Genomic DNA, 26,031 nt, shown 5'->3' with positions numbered 1-26,031 from the left:
TCTGATGATACCATCGGCCGTGTAATCAGTGGGACAAATCTGGACGGCGATTCCTTCCCGCTCTGCCGCGTCTTTCGTCACCGGCCCGATGCAGGCGACAGCCGTGCCGGAAAGAAGGAAGGCGGCTTCGCGGCCGAGCAGGCGGACGAGGCTGGTGACCGCTGATGGACTCATCAATGTCACGACATCGACCTTGCGCGCGCGAAGCAGCGACAAGAGCTGCTCTCGTCCGCTCGCATCTGGCACCGTCTCATACACCGTCAACTCCTCGACGACCGCGCCGGCTTCCCGCAGCATGGCCGGCAGCACAGGACGCGCCAAATCCCCCTTGACAAACAGCACCCGCGCTCCGGGGCACAGGCGTCCAGCGAGCAACACGGCGAGCCGCTCGGCGGTGAAATCATCCGGCACGAGCGCCGGCGCCACCCCGTACTCCGCGAGCGCCGCCGCCGTTTTCCGGCCGACGGCGGCGACGTTCGGCAGCGGCTGCGACGGCGAAACATAGGGAAAAAAGCAGCGGACCGCATTCGCGCTCGTAAACACAAGCCAGTCATAGTCCCCAAGCCGCGTGGCCAGCGCCGCCAGCGCATCCGGCCTCGCCGCCTCACGGATGGCAATGAGCGGAATCTCGACCGGGATGGCGCCGGCTTCCCGCAGCTTCGCGGAAAACGGCGGCGCCTGGTCCTTCGCACGCGTCACCAGCACGGTCTTGCCGACAAGCGCGCCCATCAACCTTCCAGCCCCTTTTTCACCCGTTCGATCAGCTCCTTCGCCCCTTGTTCGCTCAAGATGGCAGCCGCCTGCCGGCCGACCGCTTCCGGATCGGCGCCGGCGACGATTTCTTTATACACTTCTTTGCCGTCCGGGGCGGCGACCAAGGCGGTCAGGCGCACCATGCCGCCATCCGTTTCGGCATAGCCGGCAATCGGCACTTGACAGCCCCCTTCCATCTGCTGCAAAAAGGCGCGCTCCGCTCTGACCGCCCGCTCCGTCTCTTCATCGTTCAGACGGCTCAACCACTCGCGCAGCTCGCGATCATCGTCGCGGCACTCGACGGCGAGCGCCCCTTGACCGACCGCCGGCACGCATACATCGAGCGGCAAATAATCGCTGATGACCTCATCGCTCCAGCCCATGCGCGCCAAACCGGCGGCCGCCAGCACGATGGCGTCGTACTCGCCGTTTTCCAACTTCGCCAATCTCGTATCGATGTTGCCGCGAATCCATTTGATCGTCACATCCGGGCGGTAGGCGAGCAGCTGAGCGGAACGGCGCAGACTGCTCGTGCCGATCACCGCTCCGGCCGGCAGCTCCGCCAACGTCCGCTTTCCTTTGCTGACGAGCACATCGCGCGCGTCTTCGCGGCGCGGCACCGCGCCGATGACCAACCGATCCGGCAGCACCGCCGGCATATCTTTCATGCTGTGGACGGCCATATCAATGCCGCCGACGAGCAACTCATGCTCGATCTCTTTCACAAACAGCCCCTTGCCGCCCACTTTGGAAAGGGTGACATCGAGCACGCGGTCCCCTTTCGTGACGATTTCTTTCACCTCGAACGTAAACGGTGCCCCGATCCGCTTCAATTCGTTGATGACCCAATTCGTCTGGGTCAACGCCAGCTTGCTGCGCCGCGAGCCAACGACAATGTTCCGCATCTCGTTCCTCCTCAATCATGAGTACCAAAAATGAAATTTTGACAAACTGCCAAACAAGAAAAAGTTAACGAGCAAAAACAAAAACGAGCCGATGTTCCATAGCGCGATCGTCTTGCCTTGCATCTGCCGAACCACTCGTTTGTAAAAATAGATCGCATAAACGAGCAGAACGACAAACGAGCCGAGCACCTTCGCGTCATACCAATGAAAATGGTCGATTTGGATATACGCCCAAATGACGCCAAGGATCAATCCTAATAACAACATAGGCAAACCGAGCAAATTTAAAACATACGACCAAAAATCAAGCCGGGACAAATCGGCCATCCGCCAAAGCCGCGCCCCCCACTTTTTCTTTTTCAACAAGCTGTATTGCAGCATATACAGCACGGAAAACAGAAACGACAACGTAAACGCCGCGTAAGCTCCAAGAGCGAGCGTAATATGAATGATCAACAGTTCGGAAACGAGCCGCTCCGCCACCGCGGGCGACTGCGAGGACGGCGCAAACGTATGAATGGCCAAAATGAAAAACGCGAGCACATTGGTAAAGAACACGATAAAATCAACGCGCAGCAGCCGATTGATGACGAGCGACAGCGTGATGAGCAGCCAAGCGTAAAAATAAAGACCTTCCGACATCGTCAAAATCGGAAAGCGCTTCGTCTCGATGATGCGGAAGGCAAACGTCAAGGTTTGCAAAAACCATACAACAGAAAGCAACCAGAAGGCGATTTCGTTCGCCTTCCGGTTTTGCTGCAAAAAATCGATAAAGTATAGAAGAATCGATACAATATAAAGCGAAATGGACAATTCATAGACAAGCGGCACGACAAATCCCACCTTACAGCTGCCATGACGGACGGGCAGCGCGGGCCGCATCAACGCCCTGCTCATCGCGCCGTTCGGCGTTCGCCTGCTGCATGTGATGGCGCTCGGCGTTCACCATGTCCTCGATGTTAAAAATTTTTGCAAACAGCTGGAGCGCTTCGTCGGCGTTCGGTCCGGCGGCGAGCTCCTTCGCCTGCAAAATCGGGTCGCGCAACAACTGATTGACGATGCTTTTCGTATGCTTGTTCAGCACTTTCCAGTCACGCTCCGACAAATGCGGCAGCTTCCGCTCTAAACTTTTCATCGTTTCTGCCTGAATGGCGAGCGCTTTCTCGCGCAAAGCGGCGATCACGGGCACGACGCCAAGCGTTTGCATCCATTGGCCAAACGCCGCGAGTTCCGCTTCGATCATCGTTTCGATGCGGGCGGCCGCTTTCTGCCGCTCCGCCACGTTCGCCGCGACGACGTCTTGCAAATCGTCGATGTCGTACAAAAAGACCGTCTCAAGCTCGGCCAACGCCGGATCCAAATCGCGAGGCACGGCGATGTCGATCATCAAGAGCGGCCGGCCTTTGCGCATTTTCTCGAGCGGCGCCATCATCTCTTTGGTCAACAGATAGCCTTTGGCCCCTGTGGAGCTGATGACAATATCGGCTTCAAGGAGCGCACACGACAGTTCGCCGAGCGGCTTCGCCTCGCCGGCCAATTGTTCGGCGAGCTGCTTCGCTTTTTCCAACGTTCGGTTGACGACCGTCACTTTGCCGACGCCGCTGCCGTGCAAGTTTTGCGCCGCCAACGTCCCCATTTTGCCAGCGCCGATAATGAGCACATGCTGATGGGCAAGGCGGCCAAAAATTTTCTTGGCCAGCTCGACCGCCGCATAGCTAACCGACACAGCATGGGCGCCGATGCCGGTTTCCGAATGAGCGCGTTTGGCAAACGTCACCGCCTGCTTAAACAAGTGGTTGAAAATCGTTCCGGTCGTGCCCCGCTCTTGAGCCAGCAAATAGCTCGTCTTCACTTGTCCTAAAATTTGCGTCTCCCCAAGCACCATCGAATCGAGTCCGGCGGCGACGCGAAATAAATGCCGGATCGCCGCTTCCCCTTCCAACGTGCGCAAATACGGGGCGATCGCCGCCACTTCGATGTCGAACCAGTCGGCTAAAAACGATTTTATATAGTAGCGGCCGGTATGCAGTTGATCAACGACCGCGTAAATTTCCGTCCGGTTGCACGTCGAAACGATGACGTTTTCAAGCACGCTCTTTTGGTTGGCGAGCTGCGCCATCGCTTCGCCGAGCTCTGCCTCGCTAAACGCCAACGTTTCGCGAATTTCTACAGGGGCGGTCTTGTAGTTGACGCTAACAGCCAAAATTTGCACGATGCCATCTCCCCTTACAGATGCGTTCCTTTCATCATTATACCACAACTGTCCATCGTTCCGTTTGAAAAAATTGTGAACATGGTAGCCAAGCTAGCGGATTGGATCCATAATGGAATCAACCGCTTTCGCAAAAATTGTGAACATGGCGGCCAAGCTATGCTAAACTGTAAACAGTTCTTCTGCTCTCAGCAGGTGCAAAAAAAGAAGAAACGGGGGCGCAGCGATGAAAAACAAAACAGCATTTTCCGGCATCTTGTTCATCGGCCTCGGGCTGTATTTTCTCGCCGGGCAGCTCGAGGCGCCAGTGTTGCGGTTATTTCAAGGCTGGCCAGCATTGCTTGCCATTTGCGGCGCATCGTTGCTCGGTCAAGCGTATTCGGCGCGCGAGCATCAGTTTATTTTTCCCGGCTTCCTGTTACTAGGCTTCGGCCTCGAATTAATGCTCCCCGCCGCGTTTCCATCGTGGCCCCGTGGCGTCAACGTCTTTTTTTTGATCATGGCCATCGCTTTTTTCGCCAGCGGCCGCAAACAAAAAAGCGGGGCTGGCTTCGGTGCGCTGTTTTTGCTTCTTTTCGCCATAGCGACGTTTTCCGGGCGCATCCAGCCGCTGTTTTCCCTTGTCCAAGCCGGCTTGTCTTCCTTCTTATCGTTTTGGCCGCTCGGGCTGGTCGCCGTCGGCGTGTATTTGTTGTGGGCAAGGCGAAAATAGCGGGGCGGCGAAGCCTAACCGGAAACAAACGGCAAAAGCGCCGCCCACACCTCCTCTTTCCCTTGGCCGGTCTCGGCGGAAAACAAAAGAAGCGGGTCGCCGTCAGCCATCCGCAACGTCTCGCGCGCGATGTTCGCGTGTTTTTGCTGTTTGCCGCGCGGCACTTTATCCGCTTTCGTCGCGACGACGATCACCGGGATCCCGTAATGCTTCAAAAACTCGTACATCATGATGTCGTCTTTCGTCGGCGGATGGCGCAAATCGACAAGAAGGACGGCGGCCCGGAGCTCCTTGCGCTTCGTAAAGTACGTCTCCATCATTTTCCCCCATTTTTGCCGCTCCTGCTTCGAGACGCGGGCAAAGCCGTAGCCAGGGACATCGACAAAATAAAACGAGTCATTCATCAAGTAAAAGTTCAACGTTTGCGTTTTTCCCGGCTTAGAGGACGTTCGCGCCAAGTTTTTCCGGTTGATCATTTTGTTGATAAACGACGATTTGCCGACGTTCGAGCGGCCGGCGAGCGCCACTTCCGGCCGCCCGCCGTCCGGATATTGCTCCGGTCTGACCGCGCTGATAATGAGTTCCGCTTTCGTGACGTTCATGGCTTCCATCCCACCAATGCGTGCGGCAGCACTTCATCAAGATGAGAGACGAGCACAAAATGGAGATCGCGCTTCACGGTGTCGGGAATATCGGCTAAATCTTTTTCATTGTCCTTCGGCAAAATGACCGTTTTCAGCCCGGCGCGATGGGCGCTTAACGTTTTCTCTTTCAGGCCGCCGATCGGAAGCACGCGGCCGCGCAGCGTGATTTCCCCGGTCATGCCGACGAAGCGGTTCACCGGTTTGCCGGTCAAGGCAGAAATGAGCGCCGTCGCGATCGTGATGCCGGCGGACGGGCCGTCTTTTGGCACCGCGCCTTCCGGAACATGGATATGGATATCGTGCGTTTCGTGAAACGCCGGATCAATGCCGAGCTCCTCGGCGCGCGAACGCACATAACTGAACGCCGCCTGCGCCGACTCTTTCATCACATCGCCGAGCTTCCCGGTTAACACGAGCTTGCCGCTTCCTTTGGCCAAGGACACTTCAATCGCGAGCGTATCGCCACCAAACGCCGTGTAGGCGAGCCCGGTCGCCACGCCGACTTGGTCTTTCGCTTCGGCCTGGCCGTAGCGGTATTTCCGTTTCCCTAAAAACTCCTCGATATTGGTTTCCGTGATCACGACCCGCTTTTTCGCCCCGGAAACGATCAGACGGGCCGCTTTCCGGCAAATGGCGGCCAGCTGCCGCTCCAGCTCCCGCACGCCGGCTTCGCGCGTGTAATGACGAATGATCGTCAGCATGGCCTCGTCACGAATTTGGAGCGCCGCCTTTTTCAAGCCGTGCGCAGCGAGCTGCTTCGGCAACAAATGCCGCTTGGCGATGTGCAGCTTTTCCACTTCCGTATAACCAGGAATGTGGATGACTTCCATCCGGTCCAACAGCGGCTGCGGAATGGTGGCCAAATGGTTGGCGGTGGCGATAAACATGACTTTCGATAGATCGTACGGTTCTTCAATGTAATGGTCGCTGAACGTATGGTTTTGCTCCGGATCGAGCACTTCCAACATGGCGGCTGACGGATCGCCGCGAAAATCGCTTGACATTTTGTCGATTTCATCAAGCAAAAAGACCGGATTGATCGTGCCGGCTTTTTTCATTCCTTGAATGATGCGGCCCGGCATCGCCCCGACGTAGGTGCGGCGATGGCCGCGAATTTCCGATTCGTCGCGGACGCCGCCAAGCGAAACGCGCACAAAACGGCGGCCGAGCGCTTTGGCGATCGAACGGGCGAGCGACGTTTTCCCGACCCCCGGCGGCCCGGCGAGGCAAAGGATCGGGCCTTTGAGCGACTGGGTGAGCTGTTTGACCGATAAAAATTCGAGCACCCGCTCTTTCACTTGCTCGAGCCCGTAGTGCTCTTCATGCAAGATGGCCTCGGCTCGTTTGATGTCATGAATGTCTTCGGTCTCTTTCGACCACGGCAAGACGATGAGCCAGTCGAGATAGTTGCGAATGACCGCGCTCTCTGCCGAAGTCGCCGGAATTTTTTCGTAGCGGTCCAGCTCTTTGAGCGCGGTTTCTTTCACATGCTCCGGCATGCCGGCCGCCTCGATTTTTTCTTTCAGCTCCTCGACCTCGCCTGTCTTCCCTTCTTTTTCCCCGAGCTCTTTTTGAATCGCCTTCATTTGTTCGCGCAAATAATATTCTTTTTGTGTCCGCTCCATCGATTGTTTGACGCGGGCGCTGATTTTTTTCTCAAGCTGAAGCACTTCTTTTTCATTGTGTAAAATTTGAATGATTCGATTGAGGCGCTCTTTGACATCGATCGTTTCCAAAATGCGCTGTTTTTCCTCCAGTTTCAGCGGCAAATGCGAAGCGATGATATCGGCCATCCGCCCCGGTTCATCGATGTCGGCGATCGAGGCGTAAATGTCGACCGACAGCCGCTTGGACAAGTTTATGTATTGCTCAAAATATTCGAGCATCGTCCGTTTGAGCGCCTCATCCTCCAAATCTTTCGCCGCCCGATCGGCAAACTTTTCGACTTTGACGGAAAAGTACGGCTCTTCGCTCACCACCTCGGTGATCAACGCCCGGGCGACGCCTTCCACGAGCACGCGGAACGTGCCGTTCGGCAGTTTCAACAGCTGCTTGACGCGGGCGATCGTCCCCATTTTATATAAATCATCCATGTCCGGTTCGTCGACGGCCACGTCTTTTTGCGACGCCAGCAAAATCATATGGTCCTCGACCATCGCTTGCTCGAGCGCTTTCACCGACTTCTCGCGCCCGACGTCCAAATGAAGAACCATCGTCGGAAACACAAGCAACCCCCGCAACGGCAAAAGCGGAATGGCCGCCTCCTTTTTCTTTCCGTTCACGCCGAACACCTCCACATCTCACTTCTATTCGTTTATTGTATAGTACGACGGCCGGGTTTGTAAAATTTGATGAACGTTTTGCTCCTTCGGTTTGTTTTCGAGGTCAGCTATATACACCGGGTTTGTAAAATTTGATGAACGTTTTGCCGGCAAAGAAAAGCCGACTTCGGCCGCGATCCGCTCGCGCCGAAGCCGGGCAGGAGGAAAGAGCGAAGCAGGCCTTCCGCCGCTGGCCCGCTTTCCTTCGCGCCCGCGGTCCGTTTCCTTCGCCTCGCGACATCAAACGAGCTTTTTCTCGGATCGGTCGAGCGCCGCCGGCAGCAACGCCGGTCCGCGGCGGAGCGCCTCTTCACCGAACACGTGGACGAGCGCTTCCTCCAAGCGGCGAACGGCAATGAGGTGGATGCCGTCGATTTCCGCTAGCAACGATTGCCGGTTTTCTAGAGGAATGATCACTTTCTTCGCTCCTGCCTGTTTCGCCGCTTTCACTTTGGCAAAGACGCCGCCCACCGGCTTCACAAAGCCGCGAATGCTGATTTCTCCGGTCATGGCGACGGTATGGTCGACCGGCAATTGGTAAATGGCAGAATATATACCAACGGCGATCGCCAATCCAGCCGAAGGGCCGTCAACCGGCACGCCGCCCGGAAAATTGACGTGAATGTCGTAACGATCCGCCGGCACGCCCATCGCCCGCAGCACGGTGATCACGTTTTCCGCCGAACCGCGCGCCATACTTTTGCGGCGCACCGATTTTTCCGCGCTGCCGATGCTTTCTTCCTCGACAATGCCGGTGACGTTGACCGATCCTTTTCCTTTTGCCGGCAAGGCGGTCACTTCAATCTCGAGAAGCGCGCCGGTGTTTGGGCCATACACCGCCAAGCCGTTCACCACACCGACGGCCGGAGCGGACGCAATTTTCTTTTCGTAGCGCGGCGCCATTTGGCTCGCTTGGATCACCCATTCAATGTCTTTGTCTACAATGTGGTCGCGGTTCTCGGTGATCGCTAGCCCGGCGGCAATTTGCATCATGTTGACGGCTTCCCGGCCGTTGCGGGCGTAGGCGGCTAAAAGACGAATGCCGCTTTCTGACACGTTCAAGCGAATTTTTTCCGCCGCTTTTTTCGCGATCAGAGCGATCTCGTCTTGATCGAGTTCGCGGAAAAACACTTCCAAACAGCGGGAGCGAATGGCCGGAGGAATTTCGTTCGGCGTGCGCGTCGTCGCCCCGACGAGGCGGAAGTCGGCCGGCAGCCCGTTTTGAAAAATGTCGTGAATGTGGCTTGGGATTTGCGGATTCTCTTTGCTGTAATAGGCGCTCTCAAAAAACACTTTCCGGTCTTCCAGCACTTTGAGCAGCTTGTTCATTTGAATCGGATGAAGTTCGCCGATCTCGTCGATGAACAATACGCCGCCGTGGGCGTTCGTCACCGCTCCTTGCTTTGGCTGGGGGATGCCGGCTTGCCCCATCGCCCCGGCTCCTTGATAGATCGGGTCGTGCACCGAGCCGATGAGCGGGTCGGCGATGCCGCGCTCGTCAAAGCGCGCTGTCGTCGCGTCAAGCTCCACGAACACCGCATTTTTCTGAAACGGGGAGAGCGGATTTTTTTTCGCTTCTTCCAAAACGAGCCGAGCCGCGGCCGTCTTGCCGACGCCAGGGGGGCCGTAAATGATGACGTGCTGCGGATTCGGCCCGCATAAAGCTGCCTTTAACGCCTTGATGCCATCTTCTTGGCCGACGATGTCATCAAAACGTTTCGGCCGCACTTTTTCCGCCAGCGGCTCGGTGAGCGAAATCGAACGCAGCTTGCGGAGCTGTTCCATCTCTTTGCGCGACTCTTTGTCAATCGAAACTTTTTGCACACGCTGTCCTTTGAGCAAATTCCAAAAGTAAAGGCCGATGATGACCCCGAAAAACAGCTGAATAAGAAGCACGATGTTCGTCCAGTCCATGCCCCGATATCCTCCTGCCTCTAATGGTATGTCGTATGATAGTATCTCCGGGAACGGACGGGAATAAACAAAAAAGCGCCGGCCGGCGCCTAGGGCATGGAGGCAAAAAAAGAAACCGCCGGAAAAAGGCGGTTTCTCCATCAAGCGGATGTTTTCCGTTCTTGCTCGATGACGGTGCCGTCATGGCGGATGAGCGTCGGCGGTTTCGTGCCGCGCACCGTGTCAACGGTGATGATGCATTTTTGCACGTCTTCGCGCGACGGCAACTCAAACATCACATCGAGCATAATCCCTTCGATGATCGAGCGCAGACCGCGCGCCCCCGTTTTCCGCTCAATCGCTTTTTTCGCGATTTCGCGGAGCGCCGCTTCCTCAAACTCGAGCTCTACGCCATCAAGTTCCAGCATTTTTTGGTATTGCTTGACAATGGCGTTTTTCGGTTTCGTCAAAATGTCAATCAGCGCTTGTTCATCGAGCGGCTCGAGCGTCGTAATGACCGGCAGGCGGCCGATGAACTCCGGAATGAGCCCAAACTTGAGCAAGTCTTCCGGCAACACTTTCGACAACAAGTTTTTCTCATCGACGTCAGCTTGGTTCATTTCCGCGCCAAACCCGATCACTTTTTTGCCGAGACGGCGCTTAATGATCGGCTCGATGCCGTCAAACGCCCCGCCGCAAATGAACAAAATGTTCGTCGTGTCGATTTGGATGAACTCTTGATGCGGATGTTTCCGGCCGCCCTGCGGCGGAACGCTGGCGATCGTGCCTTCTAAAATTTTCAACAGCGCCTGCTGCACCCCTTCGCCCGAAACGTCGCGGGTGATGGAAGGGTTTTCCGATTTGCGGGCGATTTTATCGATTTCATCGATGTAAATAATGCCTTTTTCGGCCCGTTCGACGTCGTAGTCAGCCGCTTGGATGAGCTTTAACAAAATGTTTTCGACGTCCTCGCCGACGTAGCCCGCTTCCGTGAGCGACGTCGCGTCGGCGATGGCAAACGGCACGTTCAAAATGCGCGCCAACGTTTGTGCCAACAGCGTTTTCCCGCTCCCGGTCGGCCCGATCATCAAAATGTTGCTTTTCGACAGCTCGACATCGTCGATTTTGCTGCCGGAATTGATGCGTTTGTAATGGTTGTAGACGGCGACGGCGAGCGATTTTTTCGCTTCGTCTTGCCCGATGACGTATTCATCTAAAATTTCCCGGATTTCCAGCGGTTTTGGCACATCTTTAAACTCAAATTCTTCCTCGTTGCCGAGCTCCTCTTCGACGATTTCCGTGCATAGCTCGATGCACTCGTCGCAAATGTAAACGCCCGGACCGGCGACCAGCTTGCGCACTTGGTCTTGCGTTTTGCCGCAAAACGAGCATTTTAACTGCCCTTTTTCATCATTAAATTTAAACATGTCATTCACCCCTTGCTAACGAAATCGCGCCTGCGTATGTATCTATTTCCGCTGCTCTTTGATGTTCAAAGCGTATGTATCCGCTATTTTACCATAAGTGTTTGCGAAAAAGCGAATGAAAAAACTGCAATCCGTTAGAAAAGTTTGAAAATTGCCGTTCAGACGCTATGCAGGAGATAAAGAACAAGGCACGAACGTCTCGCGCCTTGTTCTTTGCTTACCACTATTATTATGCCGCAACCTTGCTGTGCTCCACAAGAAAATCGACCGTTTTCCGCCATTTTAAGTCTTCTTTGACGCCATCGAGACTACCGAGCAGCTCTTTTAACTTGTCAACGCTTAAGTTGTACGCTTCCGCCATTTTGTTGAGCTCTTCGTTCACCTCTTCGTCGGTCACGTCGATGTTTTCCGCCTTGGCGATCGCCTCAAGCGTCAGCGCCGCGCGCACCCGTTTTTCAGCGTCTTCTTTCATTTGTTCCCGCAGCGCCGCCTCGTCTTGGCCGGAGAATTGATAATACAGCTGCAAGTTCAGCCCTTGCATTTGCAGGCGCTGATCAAATTCGCGAAGCATTCGGTCCGTTTCGTTTTTGATCATGACTTCGGGAACATCGATTTCGGCATTGGCTGCCGCTTTTTCGACAACCGCGTTGCGCAGCGCGGTTTCCGCTTCATTCTTTTTCGCTTCTTCGAGCCGGGCGCGGATTTTCGCCTTCAGTTCGTCGAGCGTTTCCACTTCGTCATCGACGTCTTTGGCGAACTCATCATCCAACGCCGGCAGCTGTTTCGCTTTCACTTCGTGCACGTTCACTTTGAACGTTGCCGGTTTGCCGGCCAGCTGTTCCGCATGATACTCTTCCGGGAACGTCACTTGAATTTCTTTTTCCTCGCCTGCTTTCATGCCGATGAGCTGCTCTTCAAATCCAGGAATGAACGTGCCTGAGCCGATTTCTAAGGAATAGTTTTCCGCCTTGCCGCCTTCAAACGGCTCGCCGTCGACAAATCCTTCAAAGTCGATCACAACCGTATCGCCGTTTTCCACCGTCCCGTCTTCTTTGACGACCAGTTCGGCATAGTTTTCTTGCAGACGTTTCAGCTCATTGTCGACATCTTCATCCGTGACCGTTGCATCGATGGTTTCGATTTCAAGCCCTTTGTATTGACCGAGCTTCACTTCCGGTTTGACGGTCACTTTCGCTTTAAAAATCAAACTTTTGCCTTTTTCCATTTGCTCGATGTCGATTTCCGGCAAGGATACCGGTTCAATGCCCGCTTCTTCGACCGCTTTCGCATACGCTTCCGGAAGCAAAATGTCGAGCGCGTCTTGGTAAAGCGCCTCGACGCCAAACCGCTTTTCGAACAGAACGCGCGGCACTTTTCCTTTGCGGAAGCCCGGAAGCGTAATATTTTTCACCACTTTTTTAAACGCGGCGTCCAAGCCTTTGTTTACTTGCTCGGCATCGACCTCGACGGTCAGCACCCCTTCATGGCCTTCAAGCTTTTCCCATTTGACAGACATACTGTTCCCTCCACCTCAAATCGTTGCTTGGGATCATGGTGCAATTCGTTTGCCCATTATCCTCTTATGTTGTCACCGTATGTAGCCTTGTTATGCGAAAACAGATACATAGCACAGCCATTATATTATAACATACGAACGCCATGTTTCAACATTGAACCGACCGTTACAGAAAGGAAAGTTTCTCTATTTCGTGCAGCTGTCTGCAAAGCTTCGCCATTTCTTCCGCTTCGACGCCATAGCGGGCGGCCAACGCTGCCGCATCGGCATCAAAGCCTTGAAACCGGCGCGCCAGAAAATGAAGGGCGGCGAGCCACAAGTCGGCGTCTTCCGGCTCCGGAGGAAACGGATAGAGGATGTACGCGTAGCGAAGCCAAATTTCCGCCGCTGTCTCATACAAGCTCGGACTTTCCGGAGCGAGCTGTTGTTCAAGCCGGCTGAGCAGCGCGGACGCGAACGCCGTCTCCGTCTGTTCGTCCAATGCGGCGGGAACGACCTCCAGGCGGCGGCCTAATTTTTCCACTGTCACCGGTTCATGAATTCGCTTTTCTGTCAACAAGCGAAGGAGCATCGTTTTGGCCATCGGGCTTTTCTCGGCCGCGCCCAAATATTGCTTGAGCAGCGGAAGAACCGGGGTGATATCTTCTTTTTCCAGCTGCTTGATGATGTGCAGCTGTTCGGCAATGTCGCCGGACTCGAGCAGCCGTGTCACCCGTTTCCATTCTGCGGACGGAAGCGCACGAGCGTTCATTTTTTCGCTAAACCGAAGCAGGTGGTGAAGCTGTTCGCGCACCGGTGCGGAAAGCGGAAAGCGGTGCAAGGCGGTGCGGATCGCGTCCTCCGCCTCGCGGTATCGGTTCGTCTGCAACAAAACCGCCACATACATTTGCAGCAGCTCACTGTTGCCCGGCTGTTCATCAAGCAACGCAGCCAAGCGCCATTGCGCCTCATCGTACTCCCCGAGCTCATAGCAACAAACCGCCAAGGCGAGCCGAACAGGAACGCTCGCATCGCCAAGCTCTTCGGCAGCGCGCAAAAAACGGAGCGCCTCGTTGTACCGCTTGGCCTCTAGGGCGGCAAACGCCTTTTCCACGAGCCGTTCTTTCGTCTGTGGAAACAAAATGATTTTTCCTTTCGGTTTGTCCATCTTCGCCCGCTCCTCACTGACATTTACTATCAGTGTAGCAAGTTTCCGGCGGCGGCACAAGCGCAGCGGCCGCCGCGGAGGCTGATGGCGAAGCGAGCGGCATGACGAACAACGGGAAAAACGCCCAACCCGGTGGGAGCGGTTCCCGCCGAGTTGGGCGCTAGGCGCTCATGGCCGCGGATGGTGCGTTTCTTCGTAAGCGGCAATATACGGCTCATACAGAAACGTTAAGTCAATTTCGTCCCACCCTTTTAGAAGCAGCTGTTTTCGGTACGGATCGATGGCAAACGAGCGCGAAAACCCTTCGTCGTCAACCACTCGCTGCTCCTCAAGCGACACGGTCAATTCGTAATCAGCGCGCTCGCTTTGTTTCAACAAGTAGCGAACATCTTCCGGGGCGAGGCGGATCGGCAGCAATCCGTTTTTCAAGCAATTGTTGTAAAAAATATCGGCAAACGATGGGGCAATGATGACGCGAAATCCGTAGTCTTGCAGCGCCCACGGGGCATGTTCGCGCGACGAGCCGCAGCCGAAGTTTTCCCCGGCCACAAGAATCGTCGCCCCCGCGTTTTCCGGCCGGTTGAGCTCAAACGCTGGATTGGGCGTGCCGTCGCTCAAATAGCGCCAGTCGTAAAATAAAAACTGGCCAAATCCGGTGCGCTCAATTCGTTTTAAAAATTGTTTTGGAATGATTTGGTCCGTGTCGATGTTCGCCCGGTCGATGCCGGCCAATTTTCCGCGGTGGATCGTAAACGGCTTCATCGCTTCTTCCCTCCTGTTCGTCCCTATCGGTCTCGTCCGCTGACGTTCGCTTTCAGCGGATGGTGCGCCGCCGGTTTCCCGGCAAGATAGCGGGATCGGTCCTGTCCGCTCATGTTCGCGTTCAACGGAGCCGTCGCGGGATTGATCCGCAAATAACGAGCGGGCCCTGTCCACTCATGTTCGCGTTCAACCGCCGCCTCTTTGGCGGCGAGGGGCGAACGAACACTAGGGCGGCGGACCAACTGTCAAGTCACCCCCAACCGAGCCGTCGGCCATCGTCCCTCGTGCGCTCCCCGCCAGCGAACGGTCAGCGGACCGGTTCGGCCTCTAGCTGGCGCACATCGACAAAATGTCCGTAGATGGCGGCGGCAGCGGCCATCGCCGGGCTGACGAGATGCGTGCGCGCTCCTTTTCCTTGCCGCCCTTCAAAGTTGCGGTTTGACGTGGACGCGCAATGTTCGCCTTCCGGGATGATGTCCGGGTTCATGCCCAAACAGGCGCTGCAGCCGGAGTCGCGCCATTCAAAACCGGCGTCAAGGAAAATTTGCGCCAACCCTTCCGCTTCAGCTTGTTTTTTTACTTGCTGCGATCCGGGCACCACGAGCGCCCGTACGCCTAGGGCTACTTTTTTGCCTTTGACGATGCTCGCCGCCGCGCGCAAATCGCTAAGGCGCGAGTTCGTACATGAACCGATGAAGACGTGCTGCACCGGAATATCCGTAATCGGCGTGCCCGGTTTGAGCCCCATATACTCCAGCGCCCGCCGCACCGCGTTTTGCTCTGTTTGGCTTTCAAATTGCTCGGGATGCGGCACAACACCGTCGACCGCTGTGCTCATCGCCGGATTCGTGCCCCACGTCACCATCGGGGCGATCGTCGAGGCATCGATGTCAATCGTCCGGTCGTATTCCGCCCCTTCATCGGTGGCCAGCGCCCGCCATCGCTCCACGGCCTTGTCAAACTCCTCGCCTTTTGGCGCATATTTGCGGCCGCGCAAATAGGCAAACGTCGTTTCATCCGGGCTGATGAGTCCAGCCCGGGCCCCCGCTTCGATCGACATGTTGCAAATCGTCATCCGCTCTTCCATCGACATGCGCCGGATCGCTTCGCCAGTGAATTCGATAATATAGCCGGTGCCGACGCCGACGCCATAGCGGCCGATGATGGCCAAAATGACGTCTTTCGCCGTCACCCCTTTGCCAAGGCGGCCGTTGATGCGGATTTGCAGCGTTTTCGGCTTATGCTGCCAAAGCGTTTGCGTCGCCAGCACGTGTTCGACTTCGCTCGTGCCGATACCAAACGCCAAGGCGCCAAACGCCCCGTGCGTCGAAGTGTGGCTGTCGCCGCAGACGATCGTTTTTCCCGGCTGAGTCAAGCCGAGCTCGGGGCCGATGACGTGAACGATCCCTTGCTCGTCGCTGTGCAAATCGGCGAGCGGAATCCCGAATTCGCGGCAGTTGCGCTCCAAGGCGGCAATTTGGTTGCGCGCCACTTCGTCGGTAATCACCAATCGATTCACGGTCGGCACGTTATGGTCCATCGTCGCAAACGTCAAGTCCGGACGCCGCACCGTCCGCCCTTTTTGCCGCAATCCTTCAAACGCTTGCGGCGAGGTCACTTCATGGACTAAATGCAAATCAATGTACAATAAATCCGGTTTGCCCTCCTCACGGTAGACGACGTGGGCTTCCCAAATTTTATCAATGATCGTTTTCGGCTTCATTGGCTCTCACCTCGCACGTCTTAGGCGTAAACGGTCATAATTTGCGCGATCGCGGTATAGTCGAGTACCGCTGTTTTGATCTCCTCGACCATTTCGTCCGTCGCTACGACACGGCCGCCGCTTGGCGCCAAGTCGGCGGTGCGCAAGCCCGCCGCGAGCGCCTGATGGACCGCCTGTTCGATCGCTTCCGCCTCGGTGGCCAGCCCGAACGACAAGCGCAGCATCATCGCAGCGGACAAAATCGCGGCGATCGGATTGGCTTTGTTCATGCCAGCGATATCCGGCGCCGACCCGTGCACCGGTTCATACAAGCTCGGCCCGGAAGCGGATAAGCTGGCGGACGGCAACATGCCGAGCGAACCGGACAGCATCGAAGCCTCATCGCTTAAAATATCGCCAAACATGTTTTCCGTGACGATCACATCAAACTGCTTCGGCGCGCGGATGATCTGCATCGCCGCATTGTCGACCAACATATGCTCAAGCTCAACGTCCGGGAATTGTTCGGCCACCTCCTCGGCCACTTCCCGCCATAACCGGCTTGAGGACAGGACGTTCGCCTTGTCGACCGACGTCACTTTTTTCTTCCGGCCGCGCGCTAAGGTAAACGCCATGCGCACGATCCGTTCGATCTCTTCCTTTTTATATAAGAGCGTGTCAACCGCTTTTTCTTCGCCGTTTTCGACGACGCGGCCGCTCGGTTGGCCGAAGTAGATGCCGCCGGTCAGCTCGCGGACGATGACGAAATCGACTCCTTGGACGAGGTCGGGTTTTAACGGCGAAGCGGAAGCCAAGCAATCATAACAAACGACCGGCCGCAAGTTGGCATACAAGTCAAGCTGCTTGCGAATGGCGAGCAATCCTTTTTCCGGGCGCAGATGCGGAGGGTTGCCATCCCATTTCGGACCGCCGACCGCCCCAAGCAGCACCGCGTCGCTTTCCCGGCAAAGGCGAAGCGTTTCCTCAGGGAGCGGCGTCCCTGCTTCATCGATCGCCGCCCCGCCGATCCATCCATATTCGAACGTAAATTCATGGCCAAAGCGAACTCCGACCGCTTTCAACACTTCGACCGCCCCGGCCGTCACTTCTTGGCCGATGCCATCGCCCGGCAAGACGGCAATCCGATAGTTTCCCATTATGAACCCCTCCTGTTTCACGTTGTGGCGACTTTCTCGTTTTCTCCTCGCATCGCTTCGATCATCACCGCGCGGTTCATCGCGTGAATGTACGCTTTCGCCGAAGCTTCCAGCACGTCTTGCGCGGTGCCGCGCCCGCTCGTTTCCACATCGTTGACGCGCACTTTGACGAACACTTGCGCCAACGCGTCGCGGCCGCCGCCAACCGATTCGATCCGGTAATCTAGCAGCGTCACCACCGTTTGGAAACAGCGCTCCAACGTGTTGTACAGCGCCTCGACGCTGCCGGCGCCGGTCGCCGCCTCTTGGATTTCGTTTCCTTTCCCGTCTTTCAGCACAACGACCGCTGTCGGAATCTGATTCGTTCCGTATTGCACTTGAATGGAAGACAATTGATAAAATTCATTGAAGTGGTCGAACTTTTCCTCGAAAATGAGGGCGACCAAATCGTCATCGGTAATGTCTTTCTTTTTGTCAGCGAGCTCTTTAAAGCGGACAAACAACTGATTGATTTCCTCTTCGGACAACGTGTAGCCGAGCTCCTCGACGCGGTTGCGGAGCGCATGGCGGCCGGAATGTTTGCCGAGCACCATCGAGTTCGACGGCACGCCGACGAGCTCCGGCGAAATAATTTCGTATGTCGTTTTTTCTTTTAAGACGCCGTCTTGATGGATGCCCGATTCATGCGCAAACGCGTTTTTGCCGACGACCGCTTTGTTCGGCGGAACGACCACGCCGGTCAGCTTGCTGACAAGATTGCTTGTGCGCTTAATTTCCTGCAAATTGAGGCGCGTTTCCACCTGATAGTAGTCTTTGCGGATGTGAAGAGCGACGGCGATTTCCTCGAGCGCCGCATTGCCGGCCCGTTCGCCGATGCCGTTGATCGTACACTCGACTTGCGTCGCCCCGTGTTCAATGGCCGCCAGCGAATTCACGACCGCCATGCCCAAGTCATCATGACAATGAGCGGAGAGTGATACTTTTTCAATATTCGGAACATTGTTTTGTAAATAGAGAAAAATCTCCCCGTATTCTTTCGGCGTAATATAGCCGACCGTATCGGGAATGTTGATGACCGAGGCGCCCGCTTTAATGACCTCGGCGACGATTTTCGCTAAAAACGGCCGTTCGCTTCGGCACGCGTCTTCCGCCGACCATTGGACGATCGGGAAAAAGCGTTTGGCGTATTTCACCGCTTCCACCGCCGCCTCGATCACTTGTTCCGGCGTCATCCGCAATTTATGCACCATATGGATCGGCGAGGTGGCGATGAATAGGTGCAGCCGCGGTTCGGCGCCGCCTTTTAACGCCTCCCACGCTGCATCGATGTCGCTTCGGACCGAGCGCGACAGCCCGGTGACCGAGCACGTTCTCACCGTTTCCGCGATTTGTTTGACCGCCGCAAAATCGCCTTTCGATGAGGCGGGAAAGCCCGCCTCGATGATGTCCACCCGCAGCCGTTCAAGCTGGCGGGCAATTTCCAATTTTTCTTGCAAATTTAAATTCACGCCAGCCGATTGTTCCCCGTCACGCAATGTGGTGTCAAAAAACTTAATGTTTCGCACCTGACCCCACCGCCTCCACTTGTTTTGCTTTCACAAACGGCATCATGCTTCGCAGTTCGCGTCCGACGATTTCGATCAAATGCTCGTTTTCGCGCCGGTTGATGGCGTTGAACTCCGGACGGTTCGCTTGGTTTTCCAAAATCCAGCTCTTCGCGAATTTGCCGGTTTGAATGTCATCGAGCACTTTTTTCATTTCCGCTTTCACCGCATCATTAATAATGCGCGGTCCCGTGATGAAATCCCCCCATTGCGCCGTATCGGAAATCGAATACCGCATCCACGACAGCCCACCCTCATACAAGAGGTCAACGATCAGCTTCATTTCGTGCAAACATTCAAAATACGCGACTTCCGGTTGATACCCGGCTTCCACAAGCGTCTCAAACCCCGCTTTAATGAGCGCGGTCAACCCGCCGCAAAGCACCGCCTGTTCCCCGAACAAGTCCGTTTCCGTTTCTTCTTTGAACGTCGTCTCCAGCACTCCCGCCCGAGCGGCGCCAATCGCTTTCGCGTAGGCGAGCGCCGTTTCTTTGGCGTGTCCGGTCACATCTTGATAGACGGCGATGAGCGCCGGCACGCCCGCTCCTTCGGCATACGTGCGCCGCACGAGATGGCCTGGGCCTTTCGGCGCAACCAAGAAGACGTCAACATGATTCGGCGGGACGATTTGGCTGAAATGGATGTTAAAGCCGTGCGCGAAGACAAGCGCGTTGCCCGGCTCGAGCACCGGCTCGATTTCCTCTTTGTACACGGCCGGCTGCTTCTCATCCGGCAGCAGCACCATGACGAGATCCGCCTGTTTCGCCGCTTCGCGGACTGAATACACCTCAAATCCGTCTTGTTCTGCCTGCTCCCATGATTTTCCTTTCCGCAGTCCGACGATGACGCGGACGCCGCTGTCGCGCAAGTTTTGCGCATGCGCGTGGCCTTGCGAGCCGTAACCGATGATCGCGACCGTTTTCCCTTGCAGGTATTGTTCGTTTGCATCTCCGTTATAGTAGACTTTTGCCATGATTACCCTCTCCTTTGTTTTGTAGTTTGACTCCCTACGCTTGACCGCCGCTTGTTTGGCGGTTCCGTGAAGCGATCAGCACGGTTTTGTTATGATAGCTGTTAAATCATGAACACCGTTTTTGGCTGCGCGTTGAAAGAACAAGCGCTGGCGTTGGCGAACAAGATTTAAATAATGAACGCCGTTTTCTGATGCGCCGCCGTTTTTTGCGCCCCGCGGGTGAACGCGGTCGTTCCCGTGCGCGCCACTTCTTTGATGCCATAGGGGCGGAGCAATTCAATCAGCGCTTCGACTTTGTCCGGCTCGCCGGTCACTTGAATGACGAGGCTGTCTTTGCTGACGTCGACGATCGAGGCGCGAAACGGCTCGATGAGCGTGTAAATTTCCTGGCGGACCGAAGGCGGAGCCGACACTTTAATGAGCGCCAGCTCGCGGGCGACGATCGCTTGGTCGGTGATGTCATTGACTTTCAACACGTCGATCTGCTTGTTCAGCTGCTTGATGATTTGTTCCGCGGTCCGTTCGTCATCGACATTGACGACAAATGTCATCCGCGAAATCCCCTCGATTTCCGTATGGCCGACCGTGATGCTCTCGATGTTGTAATGCCGCTTCGTAAACAGCCCGGTGATGCGGTTTAAGACGCCGGGGCGATTGTTGACGGTCATTGTGATGATTCTTCGCATGCTTTCACCCCCACCATTTGATGAAGCCCTTTGCCGGGCGCGACCATCGGATAGACGTTCTCGTCGGCGCGGACATGGAAGTCAAGCAGCACCGGACCGTTGATGGCAAACGCCTGTTTTAACACGTCGGCCGCTTCCGCCTCGGTCTTCGCCCGCAGCCCCAGCATGCCGTACGCTTCAGCAAGCTTGACGAAATCCGGCTGGTTCGGAATGAGCGAATGGGAGTACCGTTGGTCATAAAACAGCTCCTGCCATTGCCGCACCATGCCGAGCGCTTGATTGTTGACGATGACGATTTTGATCGGCAGCTGCAACTCTTGAATGACCGACAGCTCTTGGAACGTCATTTGGAAGCCGCCGTCGCCGACGATCGACACGACCGTGGCGCTCCGGTCGGCGAGCTGGGCGCCGATCGCCGCCGGAAGACCGAACCCCATCGTGCCGAGCCCCCCGGACGTCACCCACCGATGCGGCCGGTTGAACTTGTAATATTGCGCCGCCCACATTTGATGCTGGCCGACGTCCGTTGTCACGATCGCCTCGCCGTTTGTCATTTCATAGATCATCTCGATCAGTTTTTGCGGTTTGATCGTCCCGGCTTCCGGTTCGTAATAAAGCGGAAAGCGCCGCTTCCATTCATCAAGCTGGACAAGCCACGCCGCCGTATCCGCCGGCTTGCCTTGCTGGGCGATCAGCTCTTGCAAGGCGGCTTTCGCATCGCTGACGATCGGAATTTTCGTCGGCACGTTTTTGCCGATCTCCGCCGGGTCGATATCAATATGGGCGACTGTCGCCTTTGGCGCAAAATCGTTTAAATTACCGGTAACGCGGTCATCGAAGCGGGCGCCGATGTTGATGAGCAAATCGCATTCGTACAGCGCCATATTCGCCGTATACGTCCCATGCATGCCGGCCATGCCGAGGAAAAGCGGATGATCGGCCGGGAAGCCGCCGAGACCAAGGAGCGTATGAACGACCGGAATCCGCTGCTGTTCCGCATACTGGCGCAGCTCATCGGCCGCGTTGGCGTGCAGGACGCCGGCGCCGGCTAAAATGACCGGCCGCTTTGATTGGCTGACCGCCTCGACGAGCCGGCGAATTTGCCAATGGTTCGGCTGTGTCGTCGGCTGGTAGCCCGGCAAATGAACGTCTTGATCATAATCAAACTCCCCTTCGGCCGTCGTAATGTCTTTTGGAATGTCGATCAACACCGGTCCCGGCCGCCCGGTCGTCGCAATGTGAAACGCCTCTTTAATGATCCTAGGCAGCTCGCTGATGTCGCGCACTTGATAGTTGTGCTTGGTGATTGGCATCGTGATGCCGACGACGTCCGCCTCTTGAAACGCGTCCGAGCCGATGACGCTCGTCGCCACTTGCCCGGTAAAGACGACGAGCGGCAACGAATCCATCATCGCGTCGGTCAGTCCGGTGACGAGGTTGGTCGCCCCCGGTCCGGAAGTGGCGATGACGACCCCCGGTTTCCCCGAAATGCGCGCGTATCCTTCCGCCGCATGAATCGCCCCTTGTTCATGACGGGTCAACACGTGAAACACGCCGGCCTTATACAGCTCATCATAGAGCGGGAGCACCGCCCCGCCCGGATAGCCGAAAATGACTTCGACTCCCTCCGCTTTCAGCGCCTCAATCAACATCAATGACCCGTTCAGCTTCATTTTCGTCTTCGCTTTTTCCTGTTCCTCGACGTTCATTCTCGTCATTCTCGTTCCTCCCCCATCGTTTGTCCTCCATAAGAAAAAACCTTTTCACCCGCCAAGGCTGACTTCAACCAGCCAAAGGGGCGAAAAGGTTTCCTTTCCGCGGTACCACCCTTCTTCACGGCCATGATGGCCGCCTCAGGAGCAACCAAGACCGCTTGGTTGCTCGTTTTGGTAACGAGTGAAGCGCGCGTCTCCACTCGTCCAGCCTTACTCACCGTCCGGCGTTCAGGCTGGCGCTCAGAGGTGAGTTCATCAAGCGGCAACATCACCGGTTCCCAGCTCCCCCCGGCTCTCTGTGGATGTTGACCCCGCTGATTACTTGTCCTCGTCAACGCTTTTCCCTATGCAATTGTCATCTCAGCCGACGTTGGCGTTGGTCGGATACGCTTTAATTCCTTCGGCAACAACGCGGCGGCGGAATTCTTCCAACAGCCGCTTGGTGTGCGGCCCCGGTGTGCCATCGCCGATCGTCCGGCCGTCGACTTTAATGACGGAAATGACTTCGGCCGCCGTCCCGGTCAAAAACACTTCATCCGCGACATACACATCATGGCGGGTAAACGGCTCCTCTTTCACCGTATAGCCGAGATCCGCGGCGATTTCGATGATCGCTTGGCGCGTGATGCCTTCAAGCGCCCCGACATACCCAGGCGGCGTGTAAATGACGCCGTTTTTGATGATGAATACGTTGTCCCCCGAACCTTCGGCGACATAGCCTTGATCGTTTAAAATGAGCGCTTCGCTCACATTCGCCAGATGAGCCTCAATTTTGACTAGCACGTTGTTTAAATAGTTGAGCGATTTGACTTTCGGGCTCAGCACATCGGAGCGGTTGCGGCGCGTCGCCACCGTCACCACTTCGATTCCCGTTTCATATAAATGCTCCGGGAAAAGCGCGAGCGGCTCGACGATAATGACGACCTGCGGCATTTTGCACTTGTACGGATCCAAGCCTAAGTCGCCGATCCCGCGCGAGACGACTAAGCGAATGTACGCATCTTGACAGCCGTTGCGGCGGATCGTTTCGAGCACGTGGCCAATCATTTCGTCCTTTGTATAAGGGATGTCAAGCAAAATCGATTTCGCCGAATGGTATAGCCGATCGATATGCTCTTCGAGACGAAAGACGTTGCCGCTGTAGACGCGGATGCCTTCAAACACCCCGTCGCCGTACAAAAACCCATGATCATAGACCGAAATTTTGGCGTTTTCTTTTGTGACAAATTCGCCGTTTAAAAAGATCCATTGTTCTCCCACTTCGGTTCCCCTCTTCCTTGATCAGTCCGCCGTTCGCTCGCAACGGCCCGATCGTCCTATGGTGTCGTTTCCCTTGTTTGAAAATTATAATAATGCCAAACCTCGCGGCCGTCAATAACGTTTTTTGAAAATTTCGATTGGTCGAACTATTTGTATGCGCTTACATTGTGATAGAATCAAGGGTTTGTCGATTGAAAAATTTTTTCTCCTTCTCTGCTCAACCGCGCTCGGCGCGCAAAAAAAGAGAGGTCCGCCACTCGAACCTCTCTTTCCCCGCGGAACGGCGTAGTTCAGCGCCGCTCCTCATCCCGTGTTGCGAAACCTCTCAATGAAAACGCGCGATCTTGCAAGCTCCGTGTGTTTCGAAAAACCCCGCTCTGCTTACGCCGCGAAAAAGCCGGTCATGAACGAAGCAGACGGCTTTCAGCGCCTGCAAAAATAGCGGCGAAAAGCAGACCAGACGGCTTTAACCACTTGGAAAAATAGCGGCCAAGGAGCGGCTGGCTTTAACCACTTGGAAAAATAGCGGCCAAGGAGCGGGCGACCGGCTTTAACCGCTTGCGAAAATAGCGGTGAAAAGCAGACCAGACGGCTCCGTCACGTCTGTTCGCGAAGCTTCTTGAAACGACATTTTTCGACTATCGGTCGCGTCATGTCCGTTCAAGCGAAACGGTTCGTTCCATTTCCGCGATCGGCCGCCCGCTGACATCATAAAACTGCACGTGAGCCCGTCCACCGTCGATCGAAAGCACCGCATATGTCTTTTCCGTTCTTCCCCGCGGCAGCGCAATGCTGCCGGGATTGATGAACAGGCGGCCGCCCATCTTCTCCACCCCGGCGAGATGCGAATGCCCGAAGCAGATGACGTCCGCCCCTGCTTCCTCGGCTCGATCGCTTAAGCGCGACAACGATGTTTTCACGCCGTATAAATGGCCGTGGGTGATCAAAAAACGGATACCGGCCGCCTCCACCATGCGCTCATTCGGAAACGCCGCCCAGTCGCAATTGCCGCGCACGACGGCAAACGGGGCGATTTCTTCCGCTTCGGCCGCTAGTTCGGAATCGCCGCAATGGATGAACAAATCCGCTTCGTGGCGATGGCGGGCGGCGATTTGCGCCAGTTCGTCCGTCAGTCCATGACTGTCGCTGACAATGATCGCCTTCATTCGCTTTCCCCCTTCTCCCCGATGATGTCGTCCCACTGCTCTTCCAGCTTGGCCAGCGCTTTCGCCCGGTGGCTAATCACGTTTTTTTCGTCCGGCGCGAGTTCCGCCATTGTTTTCCCCCGTTCAGGCACGTAAAACACCGGATCGTAGCCAAAGCCGCCTTCCCCGCGCGGCGCCTCGGTGATATAGCCGTCGCACGTCGCCTCAACAACAGCGGTCGGCCGCCCGGGGATCGCGACGGCGAGCGCGCAATGAAAGCGGGCGGTGCGCTTTTCCATCGGCACCCCTTCGAGTTCACTGAGCAATTTGGCGATATTGCGAGCATCGTTTTTCTCTTCCCCCGCGTAGCGGGCCGAATAGACGCCCGGCCGACCGCCGAGCGCATCGACCGCCAGTCCCGAATCGTCGGCGATCACCGGCCGCCGCAAGCGATCCGCGGCCGCTTCCGCCTTGATTTTGGCGTTCTCAGCAAACGTGCTTCCCGTTTCTTCGACATCGGGAACATCCGGGAAATCAAGGAGCGATTTCACTTCGATGCCCCGCTTTTCGAACAAGGCGGCAAACTCCCGTACTTTACCGGCATTTTTCGTGGCGATGACGATTTCGGTCATTCCGCCCCCTCCTGTTCCGTTATTCGTTTCTCCCCGACGCGTGCCGCCCACTCTCCCAACGCCTGCCGCTGAACGGCGATCAGCCGTTCGATGCCGGCTTGCGCCGTTTCCAGCAGTTCATCGAGCTCGGCGCGCGAAAACGCCGCTTCCTCTCCCGTGCCTTGAATTTCGACAAATTGGCCAGCTCCCGTCATCACGACGTTCATATCGACTTTCGCGCGGGCGTCCTCGCTGTAATTCAAGTCAAGAATGACCCCAAGTTCGGGATCAATGCCCACGGACGTCGCCGCAAGAAAATCGCGAACCGGAAGCGATTCAAGCTTCCCGTCTTCGACCAGCCGGGCCAACGCCAACACAAGCGCGACGTAGGCGCCGGTAATCGACGCGGTCCGCGTTCCGCCGTCCGCCTGAATGACGTCGCAATCGATCCAGACGGTTCGCTCGCCGAGCTGTTGCAAATCGACGACGGAGCGGAGCGCCCGGCCGATCAGGCGCTGAATTTCCATCGTCCGCCCCGCCACTTTCCCTTTGCTCGCTTCCCGCGCGTTCCGCTGTTCCGTCGCCCGCGGCAGCATGCCATATTCGGCCGTAATCCATCCTTTTCCGCCGCCGCGCATGAACGGCGGCACCTTTTCCTCTAGCGTCGCCGTACAAATGACTTTCGTATCGCCTACTTCGATCAGCACAGACCCTTCGGCGTGTTTCAAATAGTGTGGATGTATATGCACCGGCCGCAGCTCACGGCTGCTTCGTCCATCGATTCTCATCGGCGCGACCTCCTTTTTCCGTTCCATGGCGGCGCCAAGCCGCAACGTTTTTCCAGCAAAAAAAGAAAGAGGCGGAATCCGTTCCCCCTCTTTGTTAT

22 protein-coding genes, 1 pseudogene and 1 other annotated feature are annotated in these 26,031 nt (G+C 56.2%); of the genes and pseudogenes, 1 reads left to right on the top strand and 22 read right to left on the bottom strand.

Annotated features, from left to right (window positions below; all coding sequences use genetic code 11):
• Nucleotides 1-15: 15 nt before the first annotated feature.
• The 4 genes and pseudogenes from NST29_RS05025 to hemA form a co-directional block, all read right to left on the bottom strand.
• A pseudogene (locus tag NST29_RS05025) lies at nt 16-729 on the bottom strand (uroporphyrinogen-III synthase); the annotation flags it as partial.
• Nucleotides 729-1,658 (bottom strand): hydroxymethylbilane synthase, encoded by a 930-nt coding sequence (gene hemC / locus NST29_RS05020; RefSeq protein WP_033844242.1) that lies wholly within the window; start codon nt 1,656-1,658, stop codon nt 729-731. The pseudogene NST29_RS05025 and the gene hemC, both read right to left, overlap by 1 nt.
• A gap of 15 nt (nt 1,659-1,673) precedes the next feature.
• Nucleotides 1,674-2,540 carry a cytochrome c biogenesis protein CcsA gene (ccsA, locus tag NST29_RS05015; protein ID WP_061912448.1) on the bottom strand — a complete coding sequence of 289 codons (867 nt, stop codon included), beginning with the start codon at nt 2,538-2,540 and terminating at the stop codon, nt 1,674-1,676.
• Nucleotides 2,503-3,870: a glutamyl-tRNA reductase gene (gene hemA / locus NST29_RS05010; RefSeq protein WP_061912447.1), complete on the bottom strand. Its 1,368-nt coding sequence runs from the start codon at nt 3,868-3,870 to the stop codon at nt 2,503-2,505. Before hemA ends, ccsA begins: the two co-directional genes overlap by 38 nt.
• 226 nt (nt 3,871-4,096) lie before the next feature.
• Here hemA and NST29_RS05005 point away from each other — a divergent pair, with 226 nt between their 5' ends.
• Nucleotides 4,097-4,582, top strand: coding sequence for a DUF5668 domain-containing protein (locus NST29_RS05005; protein ID WP_061912446.1), 486 nt, complete (start codon nt 4,097-4,099; stop codon nt 4,580-4,582).
• Nucleotides 4,583-4,596: 14 nt separating this feature from the next.
• Here NST29_RS05005 and yihA read toward each other — a convergent pair whose 3' ends face one another.
• From yihA to rph, 18 genes are all read right to left on the bottom strand, one after another.
• Entirely contained in the window at nt 4,597-5,184 is a 588-nt protein-coding gene (gene yihA, locus NST29_RS05000) for a ribosome biogenesis GTP-binding protein YihA/YsxC (protein WP_033844245.1), read from the bottom strand.
• Entirely contained in the window at nt 5,181-7,508 is a 2,328-nt protein-coding gene (lon, locus tag NST29_RS04995; RefSeq protein ID WP_061912463.1) for an endopeptidase La, read from the bottom strand. Before lon ends, yihA begins: the two co-directional genes overlap by 4 nt.
• Nucleotides 7,509-7,787: 279 nt before the next feature.
• Nucleotides 7,788-9,461, bottom strand: a complete 1,674-nt coding sequence (gene lonB, locus NST29_RS04990; protein ID WP_033844246.1) for an ATP-dependent protease LonB — start codon at nt 9,459-9,461, stop codon at nt 7,788-7,790.
• A 140-nt stretch (nt 9,462-9,601) separates the two neighbouring features.
• Nucleotides 9,602-10,867 (bottom strand): ATP-dependent protease ATP-binding subunit ClpX, encoded by a 1,266-nt coding sequence (gene clpX, locus NST29_RS04985; protein ID WP_033844247.1) that lies wholly within the window; start codon nt 10,865-10,867, stop codon nt 9,602-9,604.
• A gap of 229 nt (nt 10,868-11,096) precedes the next feature.
• Nucleotides 11,097-12,383, bottom strand: a complete 1,287-nt coding sequence (tig, locus tag NST29_RS04980) for a trigger factor (protein ID WP_033844248.1) — start codon at nt 12,381-12,383, stop codon at nt 11,097-11,099.
• A 166-nt stretch (nt 12,384-12,549) separates the two neighbouring features.
• The gene (locus NST29_RS04975; RefSeq protein WP_061912445.1) at nt 12,550-13,530 is read right to left on the bottom strand and encodes a tetratricopeptide repeat protein; all 981 of its coding nucleotides are present in this window, start codon (nt 13,528-13,530) and stop codon (nt 12,550-12,552) included.
• A 168-nt stretch (nt 13,531-13,698) separates the two neighbouring features.
• A complete protein-coding gene (leuD, locus tag NST29_RS04970; RefSeq protein WP_033844250.1) occupies nt 13,699-14,292 on the bottom strand; it encodes a 3-isopropylmalate dehydratase small subunit in 594 nt (197 codons plus the stop codon).
• Nucleotides 14,293-14,315: 23 nt separating this feature from the next.
• A complete protein-coding gene (locus tag NST29_RS04965; RefSeq protein ID WP_033844251.1) occupies nt 14,316-14,534 on the bottom strand; it encodes a hypothetical protein in 219 nt (72 codons plus the stop codon).
• A 65-nt stretch (nt 14,535-14,599) separates the two neighbouring features.
• A complete protein-coding gene (leuC, locus tag NST29_RS04960; RefSeq protein WP_339232781.1) occupies nt 14,600-16,015 on the bottom strand; it encodes a 3-isopropylmalate dehydratase large subunit in 1,416 nt (471 codons plus the stop codon).
• Between the two features lie 20 nt (nt 16,016-16,035).
• Nucleotides 16,036-17,151, bottom strand: a complete 1,116-nt coding sequence (leuB, locus tag NST29_RS04955; RefSeq protein ID WP_033844253.1) for a 3-isopropylmalate dehydrogenase — start codon at nt 17,149-17,151, stop codon at nt 16,036-16,038.
• Nucleotides 17,152-17,168: 17 nt separating this feature from the next.
• On the bottom strand, nt 17,169-18,716 hold the full coding sequence (locus tag NST29_RS04950) for a 2-isopropylmalate synthase (RefSeq protein WP_339232778.1): 1,548 nt from the start codon (nt 18,714-18,716) through the stop codon (nt 17,169-17,171).
• Nucleotides 18,703-19,728 carry a ketol-acid reductoisomerase gene (gene ilvC / locus NST29_RS04945; RefSeq protein ID WP_061912441.1) on the bottom strand — a complete coding sequence of 342 codons (1,026 nt, stop codon included), beginning with the start codon at nt 19,726-19,728 and terminating at the stop codon, nt 18,703-18,705. The genes NST29_RS04950 and ilvC overlap by 14 nt, the downstream gene beginning before the upstream one ends.
• A 167-nt stretch (nt 19,729-19,895) precedes the next feature.
• A complete protein-coding gene (gene ilvN, locus NST29_RS04940; protein ID WP_033020304.1) occupies nt 19,896-20,414 on the bottom strand; it encodes an acetolactate synthase small subunit in 519 nt (172 codons plus the stop codon).
• A complete protein-coding gene (ilvB, locus tag NST29_RS04935) occupies nt 20,393-22,132 on the bottom strand; it encodes an acetolactate synthase large subunit (protein ID WP_033020306.1) in 1,740 nt (579 codons plus the stop codon). Before ilvB ends, ilvN begins: the two co-directional genes overlap by 22 nt.
• A gap of 73 nt (nt 22,133-22,205) precedes the next feature.
• Nucleotides 22,206-22,473 (bottom strand) — a binding site (T-box leader).
• Nucleotides 22,474-22,489: 16 nt separating this feature from the next.
• Entirely contained in the window at nt 22,490-23,389 is a 900-nt protein-coding gene (ilvE, locus tag NST29_RS04930; RefSeq protein WP_033020308.1) for a branched-chain-amino-acid transaminase, read from the bottom strand.
• Between the two features lie 650 nt (nt 23,390-24,039).
• A complete protein-coding gene (locus NST29_RS04925; protein ID WP_033020309.1) occupies nt 24,040-24,555 on the bottom strand; it encodes a metallophosphoesterase in 516 nt (171 codons plus the stop codon).
• Nucleotides 24,552-25,166, bottom strand: coding sequence for an XTP/dITP diphosphatase (locus NST29_RS04920; protein ID WP_033020311.1), 615 nt, complete (start codon nt 25,164-25,166; stop codon nt 24,552-24,554). Before NST29_RS04920 ends, NST29_RS04925 begins: the two co-directional genes overlap by 4 nt.
• The gene (gene rph / locus NST29_RS04915; protein ID WP_033020364.1) at nt 25,163-25,933 is read right to left on the bottom strand and encodes a ribonuclease PH; all 771 of its coding nucleotides are present in this window, start codon (nt 25,931-25,933) and stop codon (nt 25,163-25,165) included. Before rph ends, NST29_RS04920 begins: the two co-directional genes overlap by 4 nt.
• Nucleotides 25,934-26,031 lie beyond the last annotated feature (98 nt).

Source organism: Geobacillus sp. FSL W8-0026 (assembly GCF_037966255.1).
GTDB lineage: Bacteria > Bacillota > Bacilli > Bacillales > Anoxybacillaceae > Geobacillus > Geobacillus icigianus.
This window is presented reverse-complemented; position numbering and strand designations above follow the sequence as displayed.